General features: G+C 70.0%; 16 protein-coding genes and 1 pseudogene. 12 read left to right on the top strand and 5 right to left on the bottom strand.

Going from position 1 to position 17,105, the window contains the following annotated elements; translation table 11 throughout:
• Positions 1-3: 3 nt before the first annotated feature.
• On the bottom strand, positions 4-1,689 hold the full coding sequence (locus K5L49_RS08620; RefSeq protein WP_223691951.1) for an ABC transporter transmembrane domain-containing protein: 1,686 nt from the start codon (positions 1,687-1,689) through the stop codon (positions 4-6).
• A 54-nt stretch (positions 1,690-1,743) separates the two neighbouring features.
• Here K5L49_RS08620 and K5L49_RS08615 point away from each other — a divergent pair, with 54 nt between their 5' ends.
• From K5L49_RS08615 to K5L49_RS08580, 8 genes and pseudogenes are all read left to right on the top strand, one after another.
• Complete coding sequence (locus K5L49_RS08615; RefSeq protein ID WP_223691950.1) at positions 1,744-2,502, top strand: AraC family transcriptional regulator; 759 nt, start codon at positions 1,744-1,746, stop codon at positions 2,500-2,502.
• A 161-nt stretch (positions 2,503-2,663) separates the two neighbouring features.
• Complete coding sequence (locus tag K5L49_RS08610) at positions 2,664-3,689, top strand: ABC transporter substrate-binding protein (RefSeq protein ID WP_223691948.1); 1,026 nt, start codon at positions 2,664-2,666, stop codon at positions 3,687-3,689.
• Positions 3,686-4,723, top strand: a complete 1,038-nt coding sequence (locus tag K5L49_RS08605) for an iron chelate uptake ABC transporter family permease subunit (RefSeq protein WP_223691947.1) — start codon at positions 3,686-3,688, stop codon at positions 4,721-4,723. Before K5L49_RS08610 ends, K5L49_RS08605 begins: the two co-directional genes overlap by 4 nt.
• Positions 4,720-5,763 carry a FecCD family ABC transporter permease gene (locus K5L49_RS08600; RefSeq protein ID WP_223691945.1) on the top strand — a complete coding sequence of 348 codons (1,044 nt, stop codon included), beginning with the start codon at positions 4,720-4,722 and terminating at the stop codon, positions 5,761-5,763. Before K5L49_RS08605 ends, K5L49_RS08600 begins: the two co-directional genes overlap by 4 nt.
• Positions 5,760-6,581 (top strand): ABC transporter ATP-binding protein, encoded by an 822-nt coding sequence (locus K5L49_RS08595; RefSeq protein WP_223691943.1) that lies wholly within the window; start codon positions 5,760-5,762, stop codon positions 6,579-6,581. The genes K5L49_RS08600 and K5L49_RS08595 overlap by 4 nt, the downstream gene beginning before the upstream one ends.
• A gap of 71 nt (positions 6,582-6,652) precedes the next feature.
• Entirely contained in the window at positions 6,653-7,621 is a 969-nt protein-coding gene (locus K5L49_RS08590) for an ABC transporter substrate-binding protein (RefSeq protein WP_223691941.1), read from the top strand.
• A gap of 246 nt (positions 7,622-7,867) precedes the next feature.
• A pseudogene (gene poxB, locus K5L49_RS08585) lies at positions 7,868-9,597 on the top strand (ubiquinone-dependent pyruvate dehydrogenase).
• A gap of 75 nt (positions 9,598-9,672) precedes the next feature.
• Positions 9,673-11,406, top strand: a complete 1,734-nt coding sequence (locus tag K5L49_RS08580; RefSeq protein ID WP_223691940.1) for an LCP family protein — start codon at positions 9,673-9,675, stop codon at positions 11,404-11,406.
• Positions 11,407-11,699: 293 nt separating this feature from the next.
• Here K5L49_RS08580 and K5L49_RS08575 read toward each other — a convergent pair whose 3' ends face one another.
• Together K5L49_RS08575 and K5L49_RS08570 are read right to left on the bottom strand one after the other, a co-directional pair.
• Positions 11,700-12,203, bottom strand: a complete 504-nt coding sequence (locus tag K5L49_RS08575) for a MarR family winged helix-turn-helix transcriptional regulator (protein WP_223691939.1) — start codon at positions 12,201-12,203, stop codon at positions 11,700-11,702.
• 40 nt (positions 12,204-12,243) lie between these two features.
• On the bottom strand, positions 12,244-12,801 hold the full coding sequence (locus K5L49_RS08570) for a hypothetical protein (RefSeq protein ID WP_223691938.1): 558 nt from the start codon (positions 12,799-12,801) through the stop codon (positions 12,244-12,246).
• 76 nt (positions 12,802-12,877) lie between these two features.
• On the opposite strand from K5L49_RS08570, the gene K5L49_RS08565 reads away from it, so the two are divergent.
• On the top strand, positions 12,878-13,660 hold the full coding sequence (locus K5L49_RS08565) for a trans-aconitate 2-methyltransferase (protein WP_263298839.1): 783 nt from the start codon (positions 12,878-12,880) through the stop codon (positions 13,658-13,660).
• 80 nt (positions 13,661-13,740) lie between these two features.
• Complete coding sequence (locus tag K5L49_RS08560) at positions 13,741-14,328, top strand: NADPH-dependent FMN reductase (protein WP_223691937.1); 588 nt, start codon at positions 13,741-13,743, stop codon at positions 14,326-14,328.
• A 129-nt stretch (positions 14,329-14,457) separates the two neighbouring features.
• Here K5L49_RS08560 and sigJ read toward each other — a convergent pair whose 3' ends face one another.
• The gene (sigJ, locus tag K5L49_RS08555) at positions 14,458-15,345 is read right to left on the bottom strand and encodes an RNA polymerase sigma factor SigJ (protein ID WP_223691936.1); all 888 of its coding nucleotides are present in this window, start codon (positions 15,343-15,345) and stop codon (positions 14,458-14,460) included.
• Positions 15,346-15,564: 219 nt separating this feature from the next.
• Here sigJ and K5L49_RS08550 point away from each other — a divergent pair, with 219 nt between their 5' ends.
• Together K5L49_RS08550 and K5L49_RS08545 are read left to right on the top strand one after the other, a co-directional pair.
• Complete coding sequence (locus tag K5L49_RS08550) at positions 15,565-15,906, top strand: DoxX family protein (RefSeq protein ID WP_223691935.1); 342 nt, start codon at positions 15,565-15,567, stop codon at positions 15,904-15,906.
• Positions 15,903-16,343: a nuclear transport factor 2 family protein gene (locus K5L49_RS08545; RefSeq protein ID WP_223691933.1), complete on the top strand. Its 441-nt coding sequence runs from the start codon at positions 15,903-15,905 to the stop codon at positions 16,341-16,343. The genes K5L49_RS08550 and K5L49_RS08545 overlap by 4 nt, the downstream gene beginning before the upstream one ends.
• Here the strand turns inward: K5L49_RS08545 and K5L49_RS08540 are convergent.
• Entirely contained in the window at positions 16,334-17,092 is a 759-nt protein-coding gene (locus K5L49_RS08540) for a DNA-formamidopyrimidine glycosylase family protein (RefSeq protein WP_223691931.1), read from the bottom strand. The two genes, K5L49_RS08545 and K5L49_RS08540, sit on opposite strands and share 10 nt — an antisense overlap.
• Between the last annotated feature and the right edge of the window lie 13 nt (positions 17,093-17,105).

Below are 17,105 nucleotides of genomic sequence, written 5' to 3'. Positions count from 1 at the left end.
CACTCAACGCAGCACCGCCCGCCGATAGGCGGCGCCCACGGGGCCGTCGGCGCTCGCGAGCTCGGCGTGGGTACCCTCGGCGACCCCGTCGCGGTGCACGAAGAGCACCGTGTCGCAGCTCTCGAGCAGGGCCGGACTCGTTGCGATGATGACCGTCGTACGCGAATCGCGCATTCGCCGGATGCCGCGGGCGATGATCGCCTCCGTCACGGTGTCGACCGCTGTGGTGGGATCGTGCAGAACGAGCACATCGCGGTCGGCGGCCAGCGAGCGTCCCAGCACCACGCGCTGCCGCTCGCCGCCGGAGAGCCGGCCGCCCTGCTCGCCGAGGCGCGTGGACTCGCCCTCGGGTAGGCGGCCGACGATGTCGTCGACCGCGGAGGCGACGATGGTCTCCGACCACAGTTCGGCGCGGCCGTCGGCCAGCACCGCGTCGGCGAGAGTGTCGTCGAAGAGCATCTCGCGGTGCCGGGTCGCAAGAACGACGGCACGCCAGGCTTCCGGATCCGTCGTCGCCGTGTCCGCATCGCCGAGCAGAACGCGACCGGATTCAGGCAGCGCCTCGGCCGCGAGCAGGTCGACAAGGGTCACCGCGTCGCGCGGCTCGGGGAGCACGACGCCGGTGATCCGCCCGCCGGTGAGTCTCAGACCGAATTGCTCCACCCGCAGGTCGGCGATCGCTGAACCGGCGCCGAGAGGGGCGCATCCGGTCAGCGCGACCGGCCGCGCGAGGAGGGCGTCGAGTCGTTTGGCGCTCGCGCGCCCCCGCGCCAGCGGGACACCGAACGAGCCGAGCGTCTGCAGCGGCCCAACGATGAACTGGGCGAGGCCGAGCACGGCGATCAGCGCGCCGATGCCGAGCGCGCCGCTCAGCGCGAGCGCGGCGCCGAGAATCGCCACGACCGCCAGGTACAGCCCGACGACGGCGACGGCCACGCCGTCGAGGGTGCCCTCGAATGTGCCGGCGTGAACGGCATGGCCCAGCGAGAGCCTGCTCTGACGGCGGTAGCGGTCGCTCGCCGCCCGCTCGGCCGAGAGCCCTTTGATCGTGCGCAGCCCGGCCACCAGATCGGCCCCCAGGGAGGCCGTGGCGGCGCTCGCCGACTGCTCGGTGTCGCTGCGCCGCTCCAGGGGGCGGCTCAGCCGGGCGAGCACGGTGACCGCGAGCACCGCGCCGACAGCGACGACGGAGGCGAGCAGCAGTGAGGTGGCGGCGACGAAGGCGACGGCGAAGACGACGGCCACCAGGGCGGCGATCGCGCTCACCAATGCCCGCACCGTCTCGCCGACCCGGCGGGCGTCGGAGGTTGCGACGGTGAGGACCTCGCCGGTGTCGGCGGCGCGCATGCCGCGCGGGTCGAGGATGCGCGCGACCACGCGCATCCGCAGGTCATGGGCGGCACCGAGCCGCAGCCGCGCGCCGGCGCGCGCGCCGAAGCGGTAGCAGAGGGAGAGGAAGGCGAAATCGGCGGCCAGAGCCCCCAGCCAGAACAGCATGGCCGCCGGCTCGCCGGTGGCGACGGCGGTGCCGATCGCGACTCCGACGATCACCGGCACCAGCGCCTCACCCAGCTGGTGGCCGCAGAGCAGCGCCGCCGCGAGCACGGTGCCCGCGAGCCGGCGCCGCATGACCCAGCGCAGCGCGCCTCGGGTCGGCGGTTCGGAGCCGGGAGGCACGGGAGTTGTCACACGGTCAACGCTACGGCGCGCAGAGCTGGCCTGATTGAGATATTCTGACCGATCATGTCGACTACCGGCCAAACCGCGATCGTGCTCGAGACGTTCCCGCTCGCCGAAGGTGAGGCGTTCGACCACCACGTGCACCGCGACTTCGACCAGCTCGCCTGGGTTCGCGAAGGCGTGCTCATGGTCACGATCGGCCGGCGCAACTGGGTGCTCCCGCCGTCGCTCGCACTATGGATCCCAGCTGGGGTCTGGCACACCACCGAGGCCGTGCGCCCCGGAACCATGCAAGGAATCTACCTCGAACCCCGGCGCGACGGGCGACTGGCCGGCCCCACCGTCGTGAGCGTCTCCCCGCTGCTGCGCGAGCTCATCGACTACCTCTGCACCGACCTCGCCGACCCCGAGCGCCGGCGCGCGGAGGTGCTGGTGCCCGACCTGCTTCATCCGGTCGGCACGCTCACCATCGATCTGCCGATGCCAGCCGACTCGCGGGCGCTCGGCGTGGCGGATGCGCTGGTGGCCGATCCGAGCGACCCTCGCGACCTCGCCGCCTGGGGCCGCGAGGTCGGCGCGAGCACCCGCACGCTCTCCCGGCTCTTCGCGACGCAGACCGGCATGAGCTTCTCCCGGTGGCGCACGATCGCGAGGCTGCGGGCCGCGTTGGCCGCGCTCTCCGAGGGTGACACGGTGAGCCGGGCGGCGGCGCGCGTCGGGTATTCGTCGGCCAGCGCGTTCATCGCATCGTTCCGCGCGATCACCGGACAGACCCCCGGGGGCTATTTCGCTCAGCTCGATCCGACGGATCTGTCCGCCTGACGACATCGTTTGGCCGCAGCCCGACGGGCGGGTGGCAGCTGTTCTGGTTACTCTGGTCGTCGGCCACTAAGTTTGCTTAGCCTTACCTAACTTGGCCCGTCGGTCCCCGGTGCAGCGGGCCGCCGATCCGCCCGCCCCCACACCCCGTACGAGGTTCCCCCATGCGCGACGTCTTTCGCCCCGCCCTGCCCGCCGCCCGCCCGACCGGCCCGACTCGCCCGACCGGCCCGACCCGTGAGAGCCGTCTGCGGCGCCGGGCGGGAGCTGCGGTCGCCGCCGCGGCGGTGCTGGCACTCACCCTCACCGGATGCGCGACCACGACCTCCGCCGAGACACCCGCCGCGAACGGTCCGACCGTCGAGACCCTGTACGGCAAGGTCACGGTGCCGGCGTCGCCGAAACGCATCGTCGCGATCGGCTACCCGGAGGCCACGGCGCTCGCCGACCTGGGCATCCTGCCGGTCGGGCGCACGGCGTACATTCCGCCGCTGCCCGCCTACGACAAGGCGTTCGCCGACATCCCGGTGGTCGAAGACAGCAACGGCAAACCCGACCTCGAGAAGATCGCATCCCTGAAACCCGACCTCATCATCGGCGACGACTTCGCCGACAAGACCGACAAGGCGGCATACGCCAAGCTCGCCGCGATCGCCCCGACGGCGATCTTCGAGTGGAAGCCCGCGGCCTCGAACTGGACGTCGGAGGCGGCGAGCACCGCGACCGCGGTGGGGCGCACACCCCAGCTCGACAAACTGAAGAGCGCCTTCGAGGCCCGCGCGAAGACCATCAGCACCACCTACGCCGACGTGCTCGCCACGCACACCATCGACATGATCAGCGGCGACGAGACCGCTTGGTACCTCTACAGCCCGGACTCATCGCACGGCAGAGTGCTCGCAGCGGCCGGGGCCAGGTTCGGTGCGAGCGCCACACAGAAGGACGGCTACGTCGAATACTCGCCGGAGCGCTACGACGTCATCGGCGGCACCGATGTGCTGTTCGTGCAGGGAACGGATAAGGCGTCGATCGCCCCGATCACCTCCAACGCGGTCTTCGCCAAGAGCAAGGCCGCCGTCGCCGGAAACGTTGAGACCTCCGACTACTTCTTCAGCGCGAGCTACACGATGGCCGACGCCCTGCTCGCCGACTTCGAAAAGGCGCTGCAGACCCTGCAGGCCCGGGGATGACAGCGGTCGCCGCCGGCGGCACGCGCGGTCTCAGCCGCACCACCGTTCTGCGCACCCTGTGGTGGGTCGGATCGGCGCTCCTGCTGCTCGCCGTGATCGTTGCGAGCATCGGGATCGGCTCGAAAGACATCGCGCCCGGAGCGGTGATCGACGCCCTGCTGCGTCCGTCGACCACCGACGAGGTCCTCGTGATCCGCGACCTGCGCGTTCCGCGTACCGTGCTCGGCATCGTGGCGGGGCTCGCCTTGGGGGTCGCCGGTGCGCTCATCCAGGCGCTCACCCGCAACCCGTTGGCCGACCCCGGAATCCTCGGGGTGAACGCCGGAGCCTCTCTTTTCGTGGTGATCGCGGTCGCCTTCTTCGGGCTCACCAGCATCAACCAGTACCTCTGGTTCGCCTTCGGTGGCGCGATCATCGTGTCGGTCGCCGTGTACTTCGTCGGTTCGGGCGGGCGCTCCGGGGGAACCCCCATCCGGCTCACCCTGGCGGGTGTCGGAATCGGCGCCGTACTCTCCGGCATCGCATCCGGCATCACGCTGCTCAATCCGAAGGCGTTCGACAGCATGCGTGGCTGGAACGCGGGGTCGATCTCGGGACGGCCGCTCGACGTCTCGGCGACGATCGCGCCCTTCGTGATCGTCGGGCTGGTGCTGGCGTTCGCCGTCTCCCGCGAGCTCAACGCCCTCAGCCTCGGCGAAGACCTGGCTGCGTCGCTCGGCGGCAGGGTGATGCTCACCCGGGTGCTCGTCGTCGTCAGTGTCACGCTCCTCGTCGGTGCGGCGACCGCGGCCGCCGGTCCGATCGGGTTCGTCGGGCTGATGGTTCCGCACGTCGCGCGCTGGATCGTCGGCCCCGATCAGCGCTGGATCCTCGCACTCAGCGTGACCCTCGCGCCTACCCTGCTGCTCGGCGCCGACGTGATCGGACGGATCGTGCTGCGGCCGTCGGAGCTGCCGGTCGGCATCGTCACCGCCTTCGTGGGAGCGCCGGTGCTCATCTGGATGGCCCGTCGCACCCGGGCGAGCACACTGTGAGCGTCGACTTCGGCGAGCGGCAGGCGGTCGTGCGCGCCGGGCGCACATCGCTCCGCATCCCGCGACGCCTCCTCTGGCTGTGCGGCATCGCCGCGACGGTGGCGATCGCGATCGCCCTCGTCTCTCTGGCGACCGGCTCGTACCAGCTGAGCATCCCGCAGGTGGTCGACGCACTGCTCGGCCGTTCGAGCGGGATCGAGGCCACCGTCGTGCTCGACTGGCGGCTTCCTCGAGTGCTGCTGACCGCGCTGTTCGGGCTCGCCCTCGGCCTCTCCGGAGGCATCTTCCAATCGCTCACCCGCAACCCGCTCGGCAGCCCCGACATCATCGGCTTCGATGCCGGCGCATACACAGGCGCGCTCGTGGTGATGCTCCTGCTGCACGGCGGCGTTTTCGCCGTCACCGGTGGGGCGTTGGCCGGCGGGCTCGCGACGGCCGCCGTCGTCTATGTGCTGGCCTGGCGGCGCGGTGTGCACGGCTTCCGGCTGATCATCGTCGGCATCGGCGTCACCGCGATGCTCGGCTCCCTCAACACCTGGCTCCTGCTGCGGGCCGACCTGCAGGATGCGATCAGTGCCTCGTACTGGGGCGCCGGCTCCCTCAACGGCGTCGGCTACGAGCAGCTCGTTCCCGCCGCCCTCGTGATGCTCATCCTCTTCCCTGCTGTCGCCCTGCTCGCACGGCCCCTCCGGATGCTCGAACTGGGCGATGACGCCGCCCGCCAGCTCGGGGTGAACGCCGAACGCAGCAGGCTCGCCCTCGTCGTGGTCGGTGTGGCCCTGTCGGCGACCGTGACGGCGCTCGCCGGGCCGATCGCCTTCGTCGCGCTCGCCGCGCCGCAGATCGGCCGGCGCCTGGCCGGGGCCGCCGGCATCTCCCTCGCCGCCTCAGCCGCCACCGGCTGCGTGCTGCTGCTCGCCTCCGACTGGGTGGCGCAGCACGCCCTCGGCGGCACCGAGCTGCCCGTCGGTGTCGTGACCGTGGTGCTCGGGGGCGCCTACTTCGTGTGGCTGCTGATCAGAGAGGCCCGAAACCGATGAACGACCCCCGCCTGGCGGCCGAGGACGCCACCCTCGCCTACGACAAACGGGTGATCGCCCAGAATCTCAGCGTCGCCATCCCTGACGGCTCGTTCACCGTGATCGTCGGGCCGAACGCCTGCGGCAAATCCACGCTGCTGCGCGGGCTCTCCCGGCTGCTCCCGCCGAACGAAGGCCGCGTGGTGCTCGACGGCCGCAACATCCGCGACTTCAAGACCAAAGAGGTGGCGCGCATCCTCGGCCTGCTGCCACAGACCTCGATCGCCCCCGATGGGATCACGGTGGCCGACCTGGTGTCACGGGGTCGGCATCCCCACCAGGGGATGCTGCGGCAGTGGTCGCCCGATGACGAACGCGCGGTTGCGGAGGCTCTGGAGGCCACGGGGGTCGCCGACCTCTCCGGTCGCCTCGTCGACGAACTCTCCGGCGGCCAGCGGCAGCGCGTCTGGGTGGCGATGGCGCTCGCGCAGGAGACCGAGCTGCTGCTGCTCGACGAGCCGACCACCTTCCTCGACATCGCGCACCAGATCGAACTGCTGGAGTTGCTGCGCCGGCTCAACCTCGAGCGCGGCCGCACGCTCGTCGCCGTACTGCACGACCTCAACCACGCCAGCCGGTATGCCAGTCACATCATCGCCATGTCTGACGGGCGCATCGTGGCCGAAGGCACCCCTGCCGATGTGGTGACCCCCGGCCTGGTGCGCGACGTGTTCGGGCTCCCCGCGCACGTGCTCGCCGACCCGATCGCCGGAACACCCCTCGTCGTGCCGCTCGGTGCGCCGGGGCACGCCTTCGACCCCGAGCTCGTCTCGCGGTGACAGGGGGTCCCCACCCGACTCTCACAGCCCGACCCTCCCCATCCTGACTCTCGACAAAGAAGGCACCCCCCATGACCCGTTCCCGTTTCTCCCGTGCCGGCCACCTGGTCGTCGCGGCCACCATCGCCCTCGGTCTCATCGCCGGTGTCGCCGCCTGCTCCTCCGGCGCATCAGGTTCGACCGCCCACGCCGCGAGTCACACGGTCAAGACCGCCAACGGCGAGATCAGCGTCCCGGTGCACCCGCAACGCGTCGTCTCTGTGCACTCCTGGACGACCGAGTCGCTCTACGACCTCGGGCTGACACCGGTCGCGGTCGAAGACAGCGGCGAGCAGTATGTGCCCTCCCGCTACCTCGACCGGTGGAAGAAGGCGCCCAAGATCTCCAACGGTGCCGACCTGAACCTGGAGCAGATCGCCGCCCTCAAGCCCGACCTCATCGTGGGCGTCGACGTGCCGTACCTCGCCAAGCTCTACCCGAAGCTGAAAGCCATCGCCCCCACCGCCTTCGCCCCGTTCGGCACCGGGTGGTCGGAGTACGCCACCGCCACCGCAAAATTCGTCAACGAGCCGGCCGCCCTCAACACACTGAAAGCCGGCTACGACGAGAAGATCGCCTCCATCAAGAAGGAGTACGCGCCCGAACTCGCCAAATACAGCTGGGACGTCATCCAGGGCGGCTTCGACGACGGCAACTACTGGATCTACGGCGACGGATCCCCGGTCGGCTCCATCCTGAAGAGCCTCGGAGCCACGTTCGGCAGCGCGTCCACCGCCGTGAAGGGGGACGACAACAACTCGGTCTCCTATGAGCAGACCGACCTTCTGGCCGACGCCGACTTCCTCATCTACTACACGAACAACGACGGCACTCCGGCGAACAACATCGACAAGCTGTTCGCCCTGCAATCCTTCAAACAGCTCAAGGCCGCCACCGCCGACCGCGTCGTGCCGACCACCGACTTCCTGCCGGGATCGTACTCGGACGGCATCGGAGTGCTCGACGTGATCGAGAAGGCGCTCGCCGCGGCCAAGGGCTGACCTTCCGCGCCGTCGTCCCCGTGGAGTTTCGCAGAGAATGCGGCGCGTTCGTGTGCCCGTCTCGATCCTCATCGGCCTGTTCGACCCGGCAGCGATCGTGGTCGGCGCGCGGATCTTCCGCGGTCCGCAGGAACCTCTCGAGCCGACGCGAGCCTGGTGGCCGGCCCGGGCGCGGCCGGTCGCGGGCGCGTTCACCGCGTGGGCGTATGGTCGGAGCGTTCGATCCACGCTCACGGAGGGACCACCATGCCGACCGTCGCCGACACCATTGTCGAGATCATCAGGGATGCGGGGGTGCAGCGGGTCTACGGCCTGCCGGGCGACTCGCTCAACGGGTTCACGGATGCGCTGCGCCGCGCCGGCACCGTGGCCTGGCAGCATGTGCGCCACGAGGAGGCCGCCGCGTTCGCCGCCGCCGCGGAGGCCGCCCTCACCGGGGAGCTGGCGGCCTGCGCCGGAAGCTGCGGCCCGGGCAATCTGCACCTGATCAACGGGCTGTATGACGCGAACCGCAGCCGGGTTCCCGTGCTGGCGATCGCGGCGCAGATCCCCGGTCCCGAGATCGGCAGCACCTATTTTCAGGAGACGCACCCGCAAGACGTGTTCCGCGAGTGCAGCGTCTACACCGAGCTGGTGAGCGTGCCCGAGCAACTGCCGCGAGTGCTCGAGATCGCGATGCGCACGGCGATCGAGCGGCGTGGGGTGGCCGTGGTGGTCATCCCGGGCGAGGTGTTCCTGAAGGCCAGCGTCGGGCGGCGCAAATCGGCGCCGATCACCTTCTCGCCGCGCGTGACCCGGCCGGCCGACTCGGAACTGCGCGCAGCAGCAGAACTGCTCGACTCGGCGCGCAAGGTCACCATCCTCGGCGGGGCCGGCACCGAGGGAGCCCACGATCAGGTGCTCGCGATCGCCGACAAGCTGAAGGCGCCGGTGGTGCACGCGTTGCGGGGCAAGGAGTTCCTCGAATACGACAACCCCTACGACGTGGGGATGACCGGCCTGCTCGGTTTCTCCTCCGGGTATCGGGCGAGAGCTGCGATGTGCTGCTGCTGCTCGGCACCGACTTCCCCTACCAGCAGTTCTACCCGTCGAAGGCGAAGATCATCCAGGTCGACATCCGCGGCGAGCAGCTGGGTCGCCGCACGCCCGTCGATCTCGGCCTCGTCGGGAGCGTGAAGGACACTGTGGATGCGCTGCTCCCGCTGCTGCAGGAGCACTCCGACACCAAACACCTCGACGCATCGACGGCGCACTACGCGAAAGCCAGGAAGAGCCTCGACGACCTGGCGGTCAACGACCGCAACCGCACGCCCATCCACCCCCAGTACGTGGCCCGACTGATCGGCGAGCTCGCGACCGACGATGCGGTGTTCATCCCGGATGTCGGTTCGCCCGTGGTGTGGGCCTCCCGCTACCTGCACCTCAACGGGCGGCGGAGGCTCATCGGCTCGTTCTCGCACGGGACGATGGCCAACGCGGTGCCGCACGCGATCGGCGCACAATCGGCCTTCCCCGACCGGCAGGTCGTCGCGCTCGCGGGCGACGGCGGCCTGGCGATGCTGCTCGGCGAGCTGCTGACGCTGCGCCAGAACAAGCTTCCGGTGAAGATCGTCGTGTTCAACAACTCCTCGCTGAACTTCGTGGAGGTGGAGATGAAGGCGGCCGGTTTCGTGAACTTCGGCACCGGTCTCGACAATCCGAACTTCGCGGATGTCGCGACCGCCATCGGCCTCTTCGGCCGGCGCGTGGAGAAACCGGACGACCTGGAAGATGCGCTCCGCGCCGCGTTCGAGCATGACGGTCCTGCCCTGGTGGATGTGGTGACCGCGCGCCAGGAACTCTCGATCCCGCCTGCGATCACCGCGGAGCAGGTGAAAGGCTTCACGCTCTATGCGCTGCGGACGATCATGTCGGGGCGGGGAGACGAATTGATCGATCTCGCAGACACGAATGTGTTCCGTCGACTCTTCGACTGAGAGCCCGCTGACGATTCGTCGGGAAACCCCGTTTCGGGCAGGCCTTTCGCAGGGATGCACGCATAACGTTTCCGTGTGCGACGCCCGACCTTCCCCCTGCCCGATGAGCCCCGTGACGACCGCGAGCCGGCCACCGAGGTCTTCGGGCGTCCGGTCGCGCCCGATCCGCGGCGTCCCGTTCGCGCCACCCGCCCGGCCGGCGGACGTCCTGCGGCCCGCCCGGTCACGCCGGTTGCCGGCTCGGGAAGCGGCTACGGCGACGTCGGCGACCTCTTCGGTGACAACGGCCGTGGCGGCAACGGTGGAAGCGGCGGTGGAGGCAACGGCGGCGGAAGCGGCGGTGGAGGCAACGGCGGTGACGGCGGTGACGGTCCCGGCCGCGGGCGCTCCGGGCGGGCGGGCACGCCGCGCAAGCGCCGCAGCCGCACCAAGCGCATCGTCGGCTGGACCGCTTTCGGGCTGGCGGTCATCCTCGTCGTGGTCGGAGGTTACGCGGCGTACAGCTACATCCGGTTCGTCAACGGCGTCAAACACGTGGACGTGATCTCGAACGAGAACAAGCCGAAGAACGACCTCGACGGCGCGGCCCAGAACATCCTGCTCGTCGGCGACGACCACCGCCCGGACAACGCCTCGCAGGCGGAACTCGACCAGCTCGGCACCACCTCCGACGGCGGCGGAACCAACACCGACACGATGATGATCCTGCACCTGCCCGCCGACGGGAAGTCGGCGACCCTCATCTCGCTGCCGCGCGACTCGTGGGTCGACGTTCCGGGCCACGGGATGAACAAGCTGAACGCGGCTTTCCAGCTCGGGCGCGGCGACAGCGGCAGCGACACCGCCGGCGCCAAATTGCTGATCCAGACCGTGCAGAACCTCACCGGTCTCACGATGGACCACTATGTGCGCGTCTCACTGCTCGGCTTCTACGATATCGCGCAGGCGCTCGGCCCGATCCAGGTCTGCCTCAACCAGGCTGTCAACGACCCATACTCGCAGGCGGACTTCCCGGCCGGCGTCTCGACGCTCGATGCGCATCAGGCTCTCGCGTTCGTGCGGCAGCGGCACGGTCTGCCGGGCGGCGACCTCGACCGCGTCGTGCGTCAGCAATACTTCCTCTCGGTGGAGGCGCACAAGTTCCTCTCCGCCGGAACGCTGCTCAATCCGGGCAAGCTCTCCAAGGTGCTGGATGCGATCAGCGGCTCGCTCGAAACCGATCCGGGTCTCAATTTCCTCTCCCTGGCCGCACAGATGCAGGGGCTCACGGGCGGCAAGATCCAATCGGCCACCATCCCGATCTCGGGCACCCCGACGATCACCGTCGATGGCACCGATGTCTCGATCGTGCAGGTCGACACCGCCGCCATGCCCGCTTTCATCCAGAGCGTGATCGGCAACCCGGGCCCGTATGAGAAGGCGACAGCCGCGAAGCCCGCTGATGTGACCGTCACTGTGCTCAACGGTGGCAGCAGTAACGGTGCCGCCACCACGGCGACCCAGGCGTTCGCGGCGGCCGGGTTCAAGACCGGCACGCCCGGAGATGCGAACACCAGCGCGACGACGATCGTGCAGTACCCGAGCGGGCAGGAGTCGCAGGCCAAGGCCGTCGCCGCCCTGCTGCCGGGTGCCGCCGTGCAGGAGACCTCCTCGGTCGCGGGCGTGACCGTGATCCTCGGCGACGACGGGATCATGCCCAGCGCTCCCGGTGCGGCATCGGGTGGTTCCAGCTCGGGTTCGGGCTCCGGTTCTGCCGCGACCCCGAGCTCGCCCGCGAAGAACTACAGCGCCCAGGTCTGCATCAACTAGTACGTCCCTCCCGTGCGCCCGAGCCCGCGGTTCCGCTGCTCCTGTTTTCAGGAGTCCCCGGGTCGGGTTCGCCGCCGGGACCTGTTTTCAGGTCTCAGCGGTCGACGGGTGGCCATTTCTCCTGAGAACAGTGAGGCCGCTGAAGGTGGGCGACGCGCGGGAGGCCTGACGACAGGGCTCGTCGTGACGCGAACCGGGCATCGGGCGTGGAAGGGTGCGCGTCAGTGCGAGGGTGCGCATCGGTGCGAGGGCGCGCGTCAGCGGGAGGGTGCGCGTCAGTGGGAGGGTGCGCGTCAGTGGGATGGTGTGCGTGCGTCGGAGGTCTCGTCGGCGATGGCGGCGTTCATCCGGCGTGCGATCTCGAGGAACTCCCGCTGCTGTTCGGCGCTAAGCGGGTCGAACAGCGTGCGCCGGATGGTGGCCGTGTGCTCGGGGAGCGCGCGCACCACGATTCGCCGACCCTCTCCTGTCAGATGGATGTAGCTGGCCCGCCTGTCTTCCGCGCAGTCCTGCCGTTCCACGAATCCGCGGGCGACCATCCGGGTCACCTGGTGGGAGAGACGGCTTTTCTCCCACCCCGTGCTCGTCACCAGCTCACGCACGCGCAGCCGCCGCCCGGGGGAGCGCACGAGCGCCATCAGGACTTCGAGCTCCGAGATCGAGATGCCGTGGTCGCGCTGCAGCTGCAGATCGAGAGCCCGATCGAAGCCGCGGCGCATCACATAGAAGGCGTTGAAGAGCTCCTCTTCCTCGGACGTCAGCTTTCGCGGGTCGGGTGCGGTGCGCGCGCTGGGCATACGTCATCCTCCCACGGCGCCCTCGGCGCCCGTCGAAGCGTCAATGCGCGAGCTGTTCGAGGGCGACCACCGCGATCCCGAGCGCCACGATGCCGGCGAGGACGAGGAGTCGTTTCGCGTGGCCGAGTCCGGTTCGCCTCACCGCGATCTGCGCGATCACGGCGAGCGACACGATCAGCGCGACGACCGAGACCGTCATGGCCGCGTGCACCCCGATCACATCGAACGACGCCAGAGCCAGCATGATCGCGGGAACCACCAGAACCGACAGGGCGCGGGAGGCGACGGCGAGCATGTGCCGCAGCTCGCGGGCCCGCGGAAAGGTGTTGTGCACGATCATGTGCGACACCAGGTCGGAGGCGAGCCCGGCGAGCAGCACGCCCGCGACCGAGATGACGAGCGTCCAGAGCACGTCGAGCGCAGCCGGTTCGGGGGCATGACCGGAGAGCGCCATCAGCACGGCGAGAGCAGTGAAGGTGGCGTAGATGCGCTCGCGCAGACGGTCGCCCGCCTCGCGGCGCTGCTCGTCGGTCGCAGAGTCCGGCAGATCGGTGTCGCCCGGCCGGTGCCGCCTTCGGCCGTCCTGTTCTTCGGTCACCCTGTGCGCTCCTCCCGCTGCCGGTCGAGCCTACCGCCGCGTAGGGTCGGAAGAGATCACGTTCGAGGAGGCACCCATGCCCGCCATCCGCTGGAATCCGACAGCCTACGACCGGTTCGACAGGGAGCGGTCGCTGCCGTTCTTCGACCTCGTCTCCCGCATCCGGGCGGAGGCGCCGCGCCGCGTGGTCGACCTGGGTTGCGGGCCGGGGTCGCTCACCGCCGCCCTCGCAGAACGCTGGCCGGGCAGCGAGGTGGTTGGGCTGGATTCGTCGCCGGACATGCTCGAGAAGGCCCGCGGTCTTCCACAGGCGCCGGCGACGCTCCACTTCGAACTCCTCGACATCGCCGAGTGGATGCCCGGGCCGGCGGACGACGTCGTGGTCACCAACGCCGCCCTGCAGTGGGTTCCGAACCATCGCGAGCTGCTGCCTGTCTGGCTGGATGCGCTGGCCGCCGGCGCCTGGTTCGCCGTGCAGGTTCCCGGCAATTTCGGCGCCGACTCGCATCGGCTCCTGAGGGAGACGGCTGCCGAACCGCGCTGGAGCTCTCGCCTGGCCGGCGTGCTGCGGCACGAGGATGCGGTCGGCGAGCCGGCCGACTACCTCGCTCTGCTGCTCGATGCCGGTTTCAGTGCTGAAGCCTGGGAGACAACGTATCTGCAGGTGCTTCCGGGTGCGGACCCGGTGCTCGACTGGATGCGCGGCACCTCGCTTCGTCCGGTGCTCACCGTGCTGGGTCACGATGCCGCCGCCTTCGAAGCGGATCTCGCTCCCCGGCTGCGGGGGGCGTACCCGGCCGGCCCCCACGGCACCGTCTATCCGTTCCGGCGTCTGTTCGCGGTGGGGCGCAAGCCCTGAGTTCGGCTGTCGCGGGAATGCCGGGCGCGCATCCACGGTTCGTGAATGATGACACGTCACCGAAACACGAAGGATCAGACATGACGAAGATCGCGATCATCATCGGCAGCACCCGCCCGGGCCGCAACGGCGAAGCCGTGGCCCGCTGGGTGTTCGAGCACGCCGCCCAGCGCGAGGGCGTTCAGTACGAGCTCGTCGACCTCAAAGACTGGGCGCTTCCGCACCTCGACGAGGCCCTGCCCGCCGGCATGGGACAGTACGCCAACGACCACACGAAGGCCTGGGCTGCCAAGGTCGACGAGTTCGACGGCTACATCTTCGTCACGCCCGAGTACAACCACTCCACATCCGGCGTGCTCAAGAACGCCATCGACTATGTCGGCGCCGAGTGGAACAACAAGGCCGCCGGATTCGTGAGCTACGGCGTCTTCGGCGGCGCTCGCGCCGTCGAGAACCTGCGGCTGGTGCTCTCGACCCTCCAGGTCGCCACCGTCACCGCGCAGGTCGGCCTCAGCCTCGCGCACGACTTCGAGAACTGGGCGCTCAAGGCCACCCCGCAGCAGGAGGCCGCGCTCACCCCGCTCTTCGACCAGGTCGAATCGTGGTCGGCCGCCCTCGAGACCGTGCGTGCCGCCCAGTCCGAGGACGCCGCCGAAGACGCGGCCTGACGCATCCGGCGCGGCCTGACGCGGTCTGACGCGGTCTGACGCATCCGGCGCGGTCTGACGCATCCCGCGCCAACGCTCGCCGCCGCGCTTCCGCACGCCATTTCGGCCGGTCGGGAGCGCGGCGGTTCGTCAGGACCAGCCCTCGAGCTTGCCGGGGTTGCGGATGACCCAGAGCCGGTCGATGCGACCGTGGACGATCCCGACCGCAGCCACTGCGAGGGCCGCGCCGGCCGCATCCCGGATCACCAGTCCGGTGCGGCCGTTCACGGTGGCGAGCTCGAAGCGCAGGTCGGGCCGTATGCGGCCGAAGCCGAGAAGGTACCGGGCGATCGTCTCCGCTCCGTGCAGCGGTTCGATGGCCGCCTGCACGTGGCCCCCGCCGTCGGGCACAGCCGTCGCGTCCGGATCGAGGATGCGCAGCAGGGCTGTCAGGTCGCCCGAGTCGAGGGCTTGCTTGAACTCGGCCACCACACGGGCCTGGTCCGACGGCGACACCACGCCCCGGTCGGATTCCCGAACCCGGCGTCTCGCCGAGGAAGCCAATTGGCGGCAGGCCGCCGGTGACCGGCCGACGATCTCGCCGACTTCGGCGAATGTGTAGCGGAAGACGTCGTGCAGGATGAACGCCACGCGTTCCGCCGGAGTCATCGCCTCCAGAACCACCAGCATGGCCATGCTGAGCGATTCGTCGAGCGTGACCCGGTCGGCGGGATCGCCCGACCGGAGCGGGTCGGACTGGCTCGTCCACTGCGCGGCGGATGGGACCGGTTCCGGCAGCCACTCGCCGACGTAGCGCTCCCGCCGTGCCCGAGCCGAGCCGAGCACGTCCAGGCAGATCCTCGTCGTCACCGTGACGAGCCAGCCGGGCGGCGACTCGATCGCCTCGCGGGCGGCGGCGGGCTGGGCGAACCAGCGAGCGTACGCCTCCTGAACGGCGTCCTCCGATTCGGTCACCGAGCCGAGCAGGCGGTAGGCGACGTTCATCAGCAGTCGGCGATCGGTCGTCACATCGGTCATCGGCGGCGCTCCTTTCGAACGGGTGCTCTCGTCGAGGATGACGAAGCACGGTGCCGGCGTGTGAGGTGCGCGCCGTCGCGACCGACCTCAGCGCCGGCCGACCTCACAGCCGGCCGACCTCACAGCCGGCCGACCTCACAGCCGGCCGACCTCACATTCGGCCGGGCTCTGTCGTCGGAGATGCAGGGGCGTATCGGCCCCACGACGAAAGCGAGCACCATGTTCCTCCTTCTCACGATTCTCTGCATCGTGGCGAACGGCGCGACCGCCATCGCCACCTTCGCCCGAGCGAAGTTCGTCGTCGCCAACCTGGGCGATGTCGACCTCGACCCGGCCCGCATCCCCCTGCTCGCCGCGCTGCAGGCGGCCGGGGCCGTCGGGCTGCTGCTCGGGCTGCTCGGTGTGCCGTTCATCGGTGTCGCGGCGGCCGGCGGCCTCGTCGTGTTCTTCATCGGCGCCGTCGTGGTGCATCTGAGGTCGGGGGCGTTCCGCAGCCTTCCGAGCCCGGTACTGTTCCTGGCGCTCGCCATAGCCACCTTCGTCGTGACGGTGCTGCGGTGAGCAACCTGCAGACGCTCGCGGACCACGTCGAACTCCTGGCCTTGCAAGCGGAGTTCACCGACGCCGGGATGCAGGGCGATTTCGACGGCTTCGCCTCGCAGTTCACGGCGCGCGGCATCTGGCGCATCCCGGGCATCGGCGTCGAGTTCGTCGGCCGTGAGCAGATCCGCGCCGGGATCGAACGGTTGAAGGAATCGTGGGAGTTCTTCGTGCAGACCGCGCATCCGGGGGTGATCGAGCTGAGCGGGGACACCGCGCGGGGGCGCGTGTACATCGCCGAGTTCGGGCGGCTGCGCGACGGCGGTTCGCACTCGAACCACGCGATCTACCACGACCGGTACGAGCGCACGGAGCAGGGGTGGCGGTTCGCGGCGCGCAGCTACGAAGTGCGCTACATGGATACGGCGCCGCTGACCGGTTCCCCGCCTCAGCGCTGACAGACCGGGCAGCTGTAGCTCACCCGGCTGAGCGTGCTGCGCTCGATGAGCGTTCCGCACCGCCGGCACGGCTCGCCCTGGCGGCCATGGACCCAGCTCGTTCGGCCACGCCTGGTGTCGCCCGTCGTCACCCGGCGGGGCCGATCGCGGTTCGCGAGAAGCAGCCGGCGCGCGAGCGACACGGTCGCGGGCAGGTCCGTTTCGGCGACGGGGCGGGTGGGCGGCATCCCGCGCAGGAAGCAGATCTCGTTCACGTACTCGTTGCCGATCCCGGCCAGGTTGCGCTGGTCGAGCAGGGCTGCGGCGATCGGCTGCGCGGGATGGGCGGCGAGCCGGCGCACGGCCTCGTCCGCATCCCAGTCGGGGCCGAGAAGGTCGGGGCCGAGATGGCCGACCGCATCCTGCTCGCGGTCGCGGGGGAGCACCTCCAGCACACCCAGCTGAAACCCGACGGCCACCGTCTGGGCGGTTCGCAGCACCGCTCGGGCCTGGAAGGCCGGATGCCGCCACGGGCCGCCCGGGGTGTACAGCTCCCAGCTCCCCTCCATTTTGAGGTGACTGTGCACAGTGTGCTCCCCGATCCGCGCGAGCAGATGCTTGCCCCGGCTCAGCACCTCGTCGACGGGCTGCCCGGCGAGGTCGACCGTGGCGAAAGCCGGCACCCGGAAATCGGTCTCGGTCAGGATGCGGCCGGCGAGGGCGTCGTTCAGCAGTCGTGCCGTGCGGTAGACGGTGTCGCCCTCCGGCATCAGCGTGCCGCTC

The organism is Leifsonia poae (assembly GCF_020009625.1).
Taxonomy (GTDB): domain Bacteria; phylum Actinomycetota; class Actinomycetes; order Actinomycetales; family Microbacteriaceae; genus Leifsonia; species Leifsonia poae_A.
Note: the sequence above shows the minus strand (reverse complement) of the source record. Positions and strands in the feature narration are given on the sequence as shown.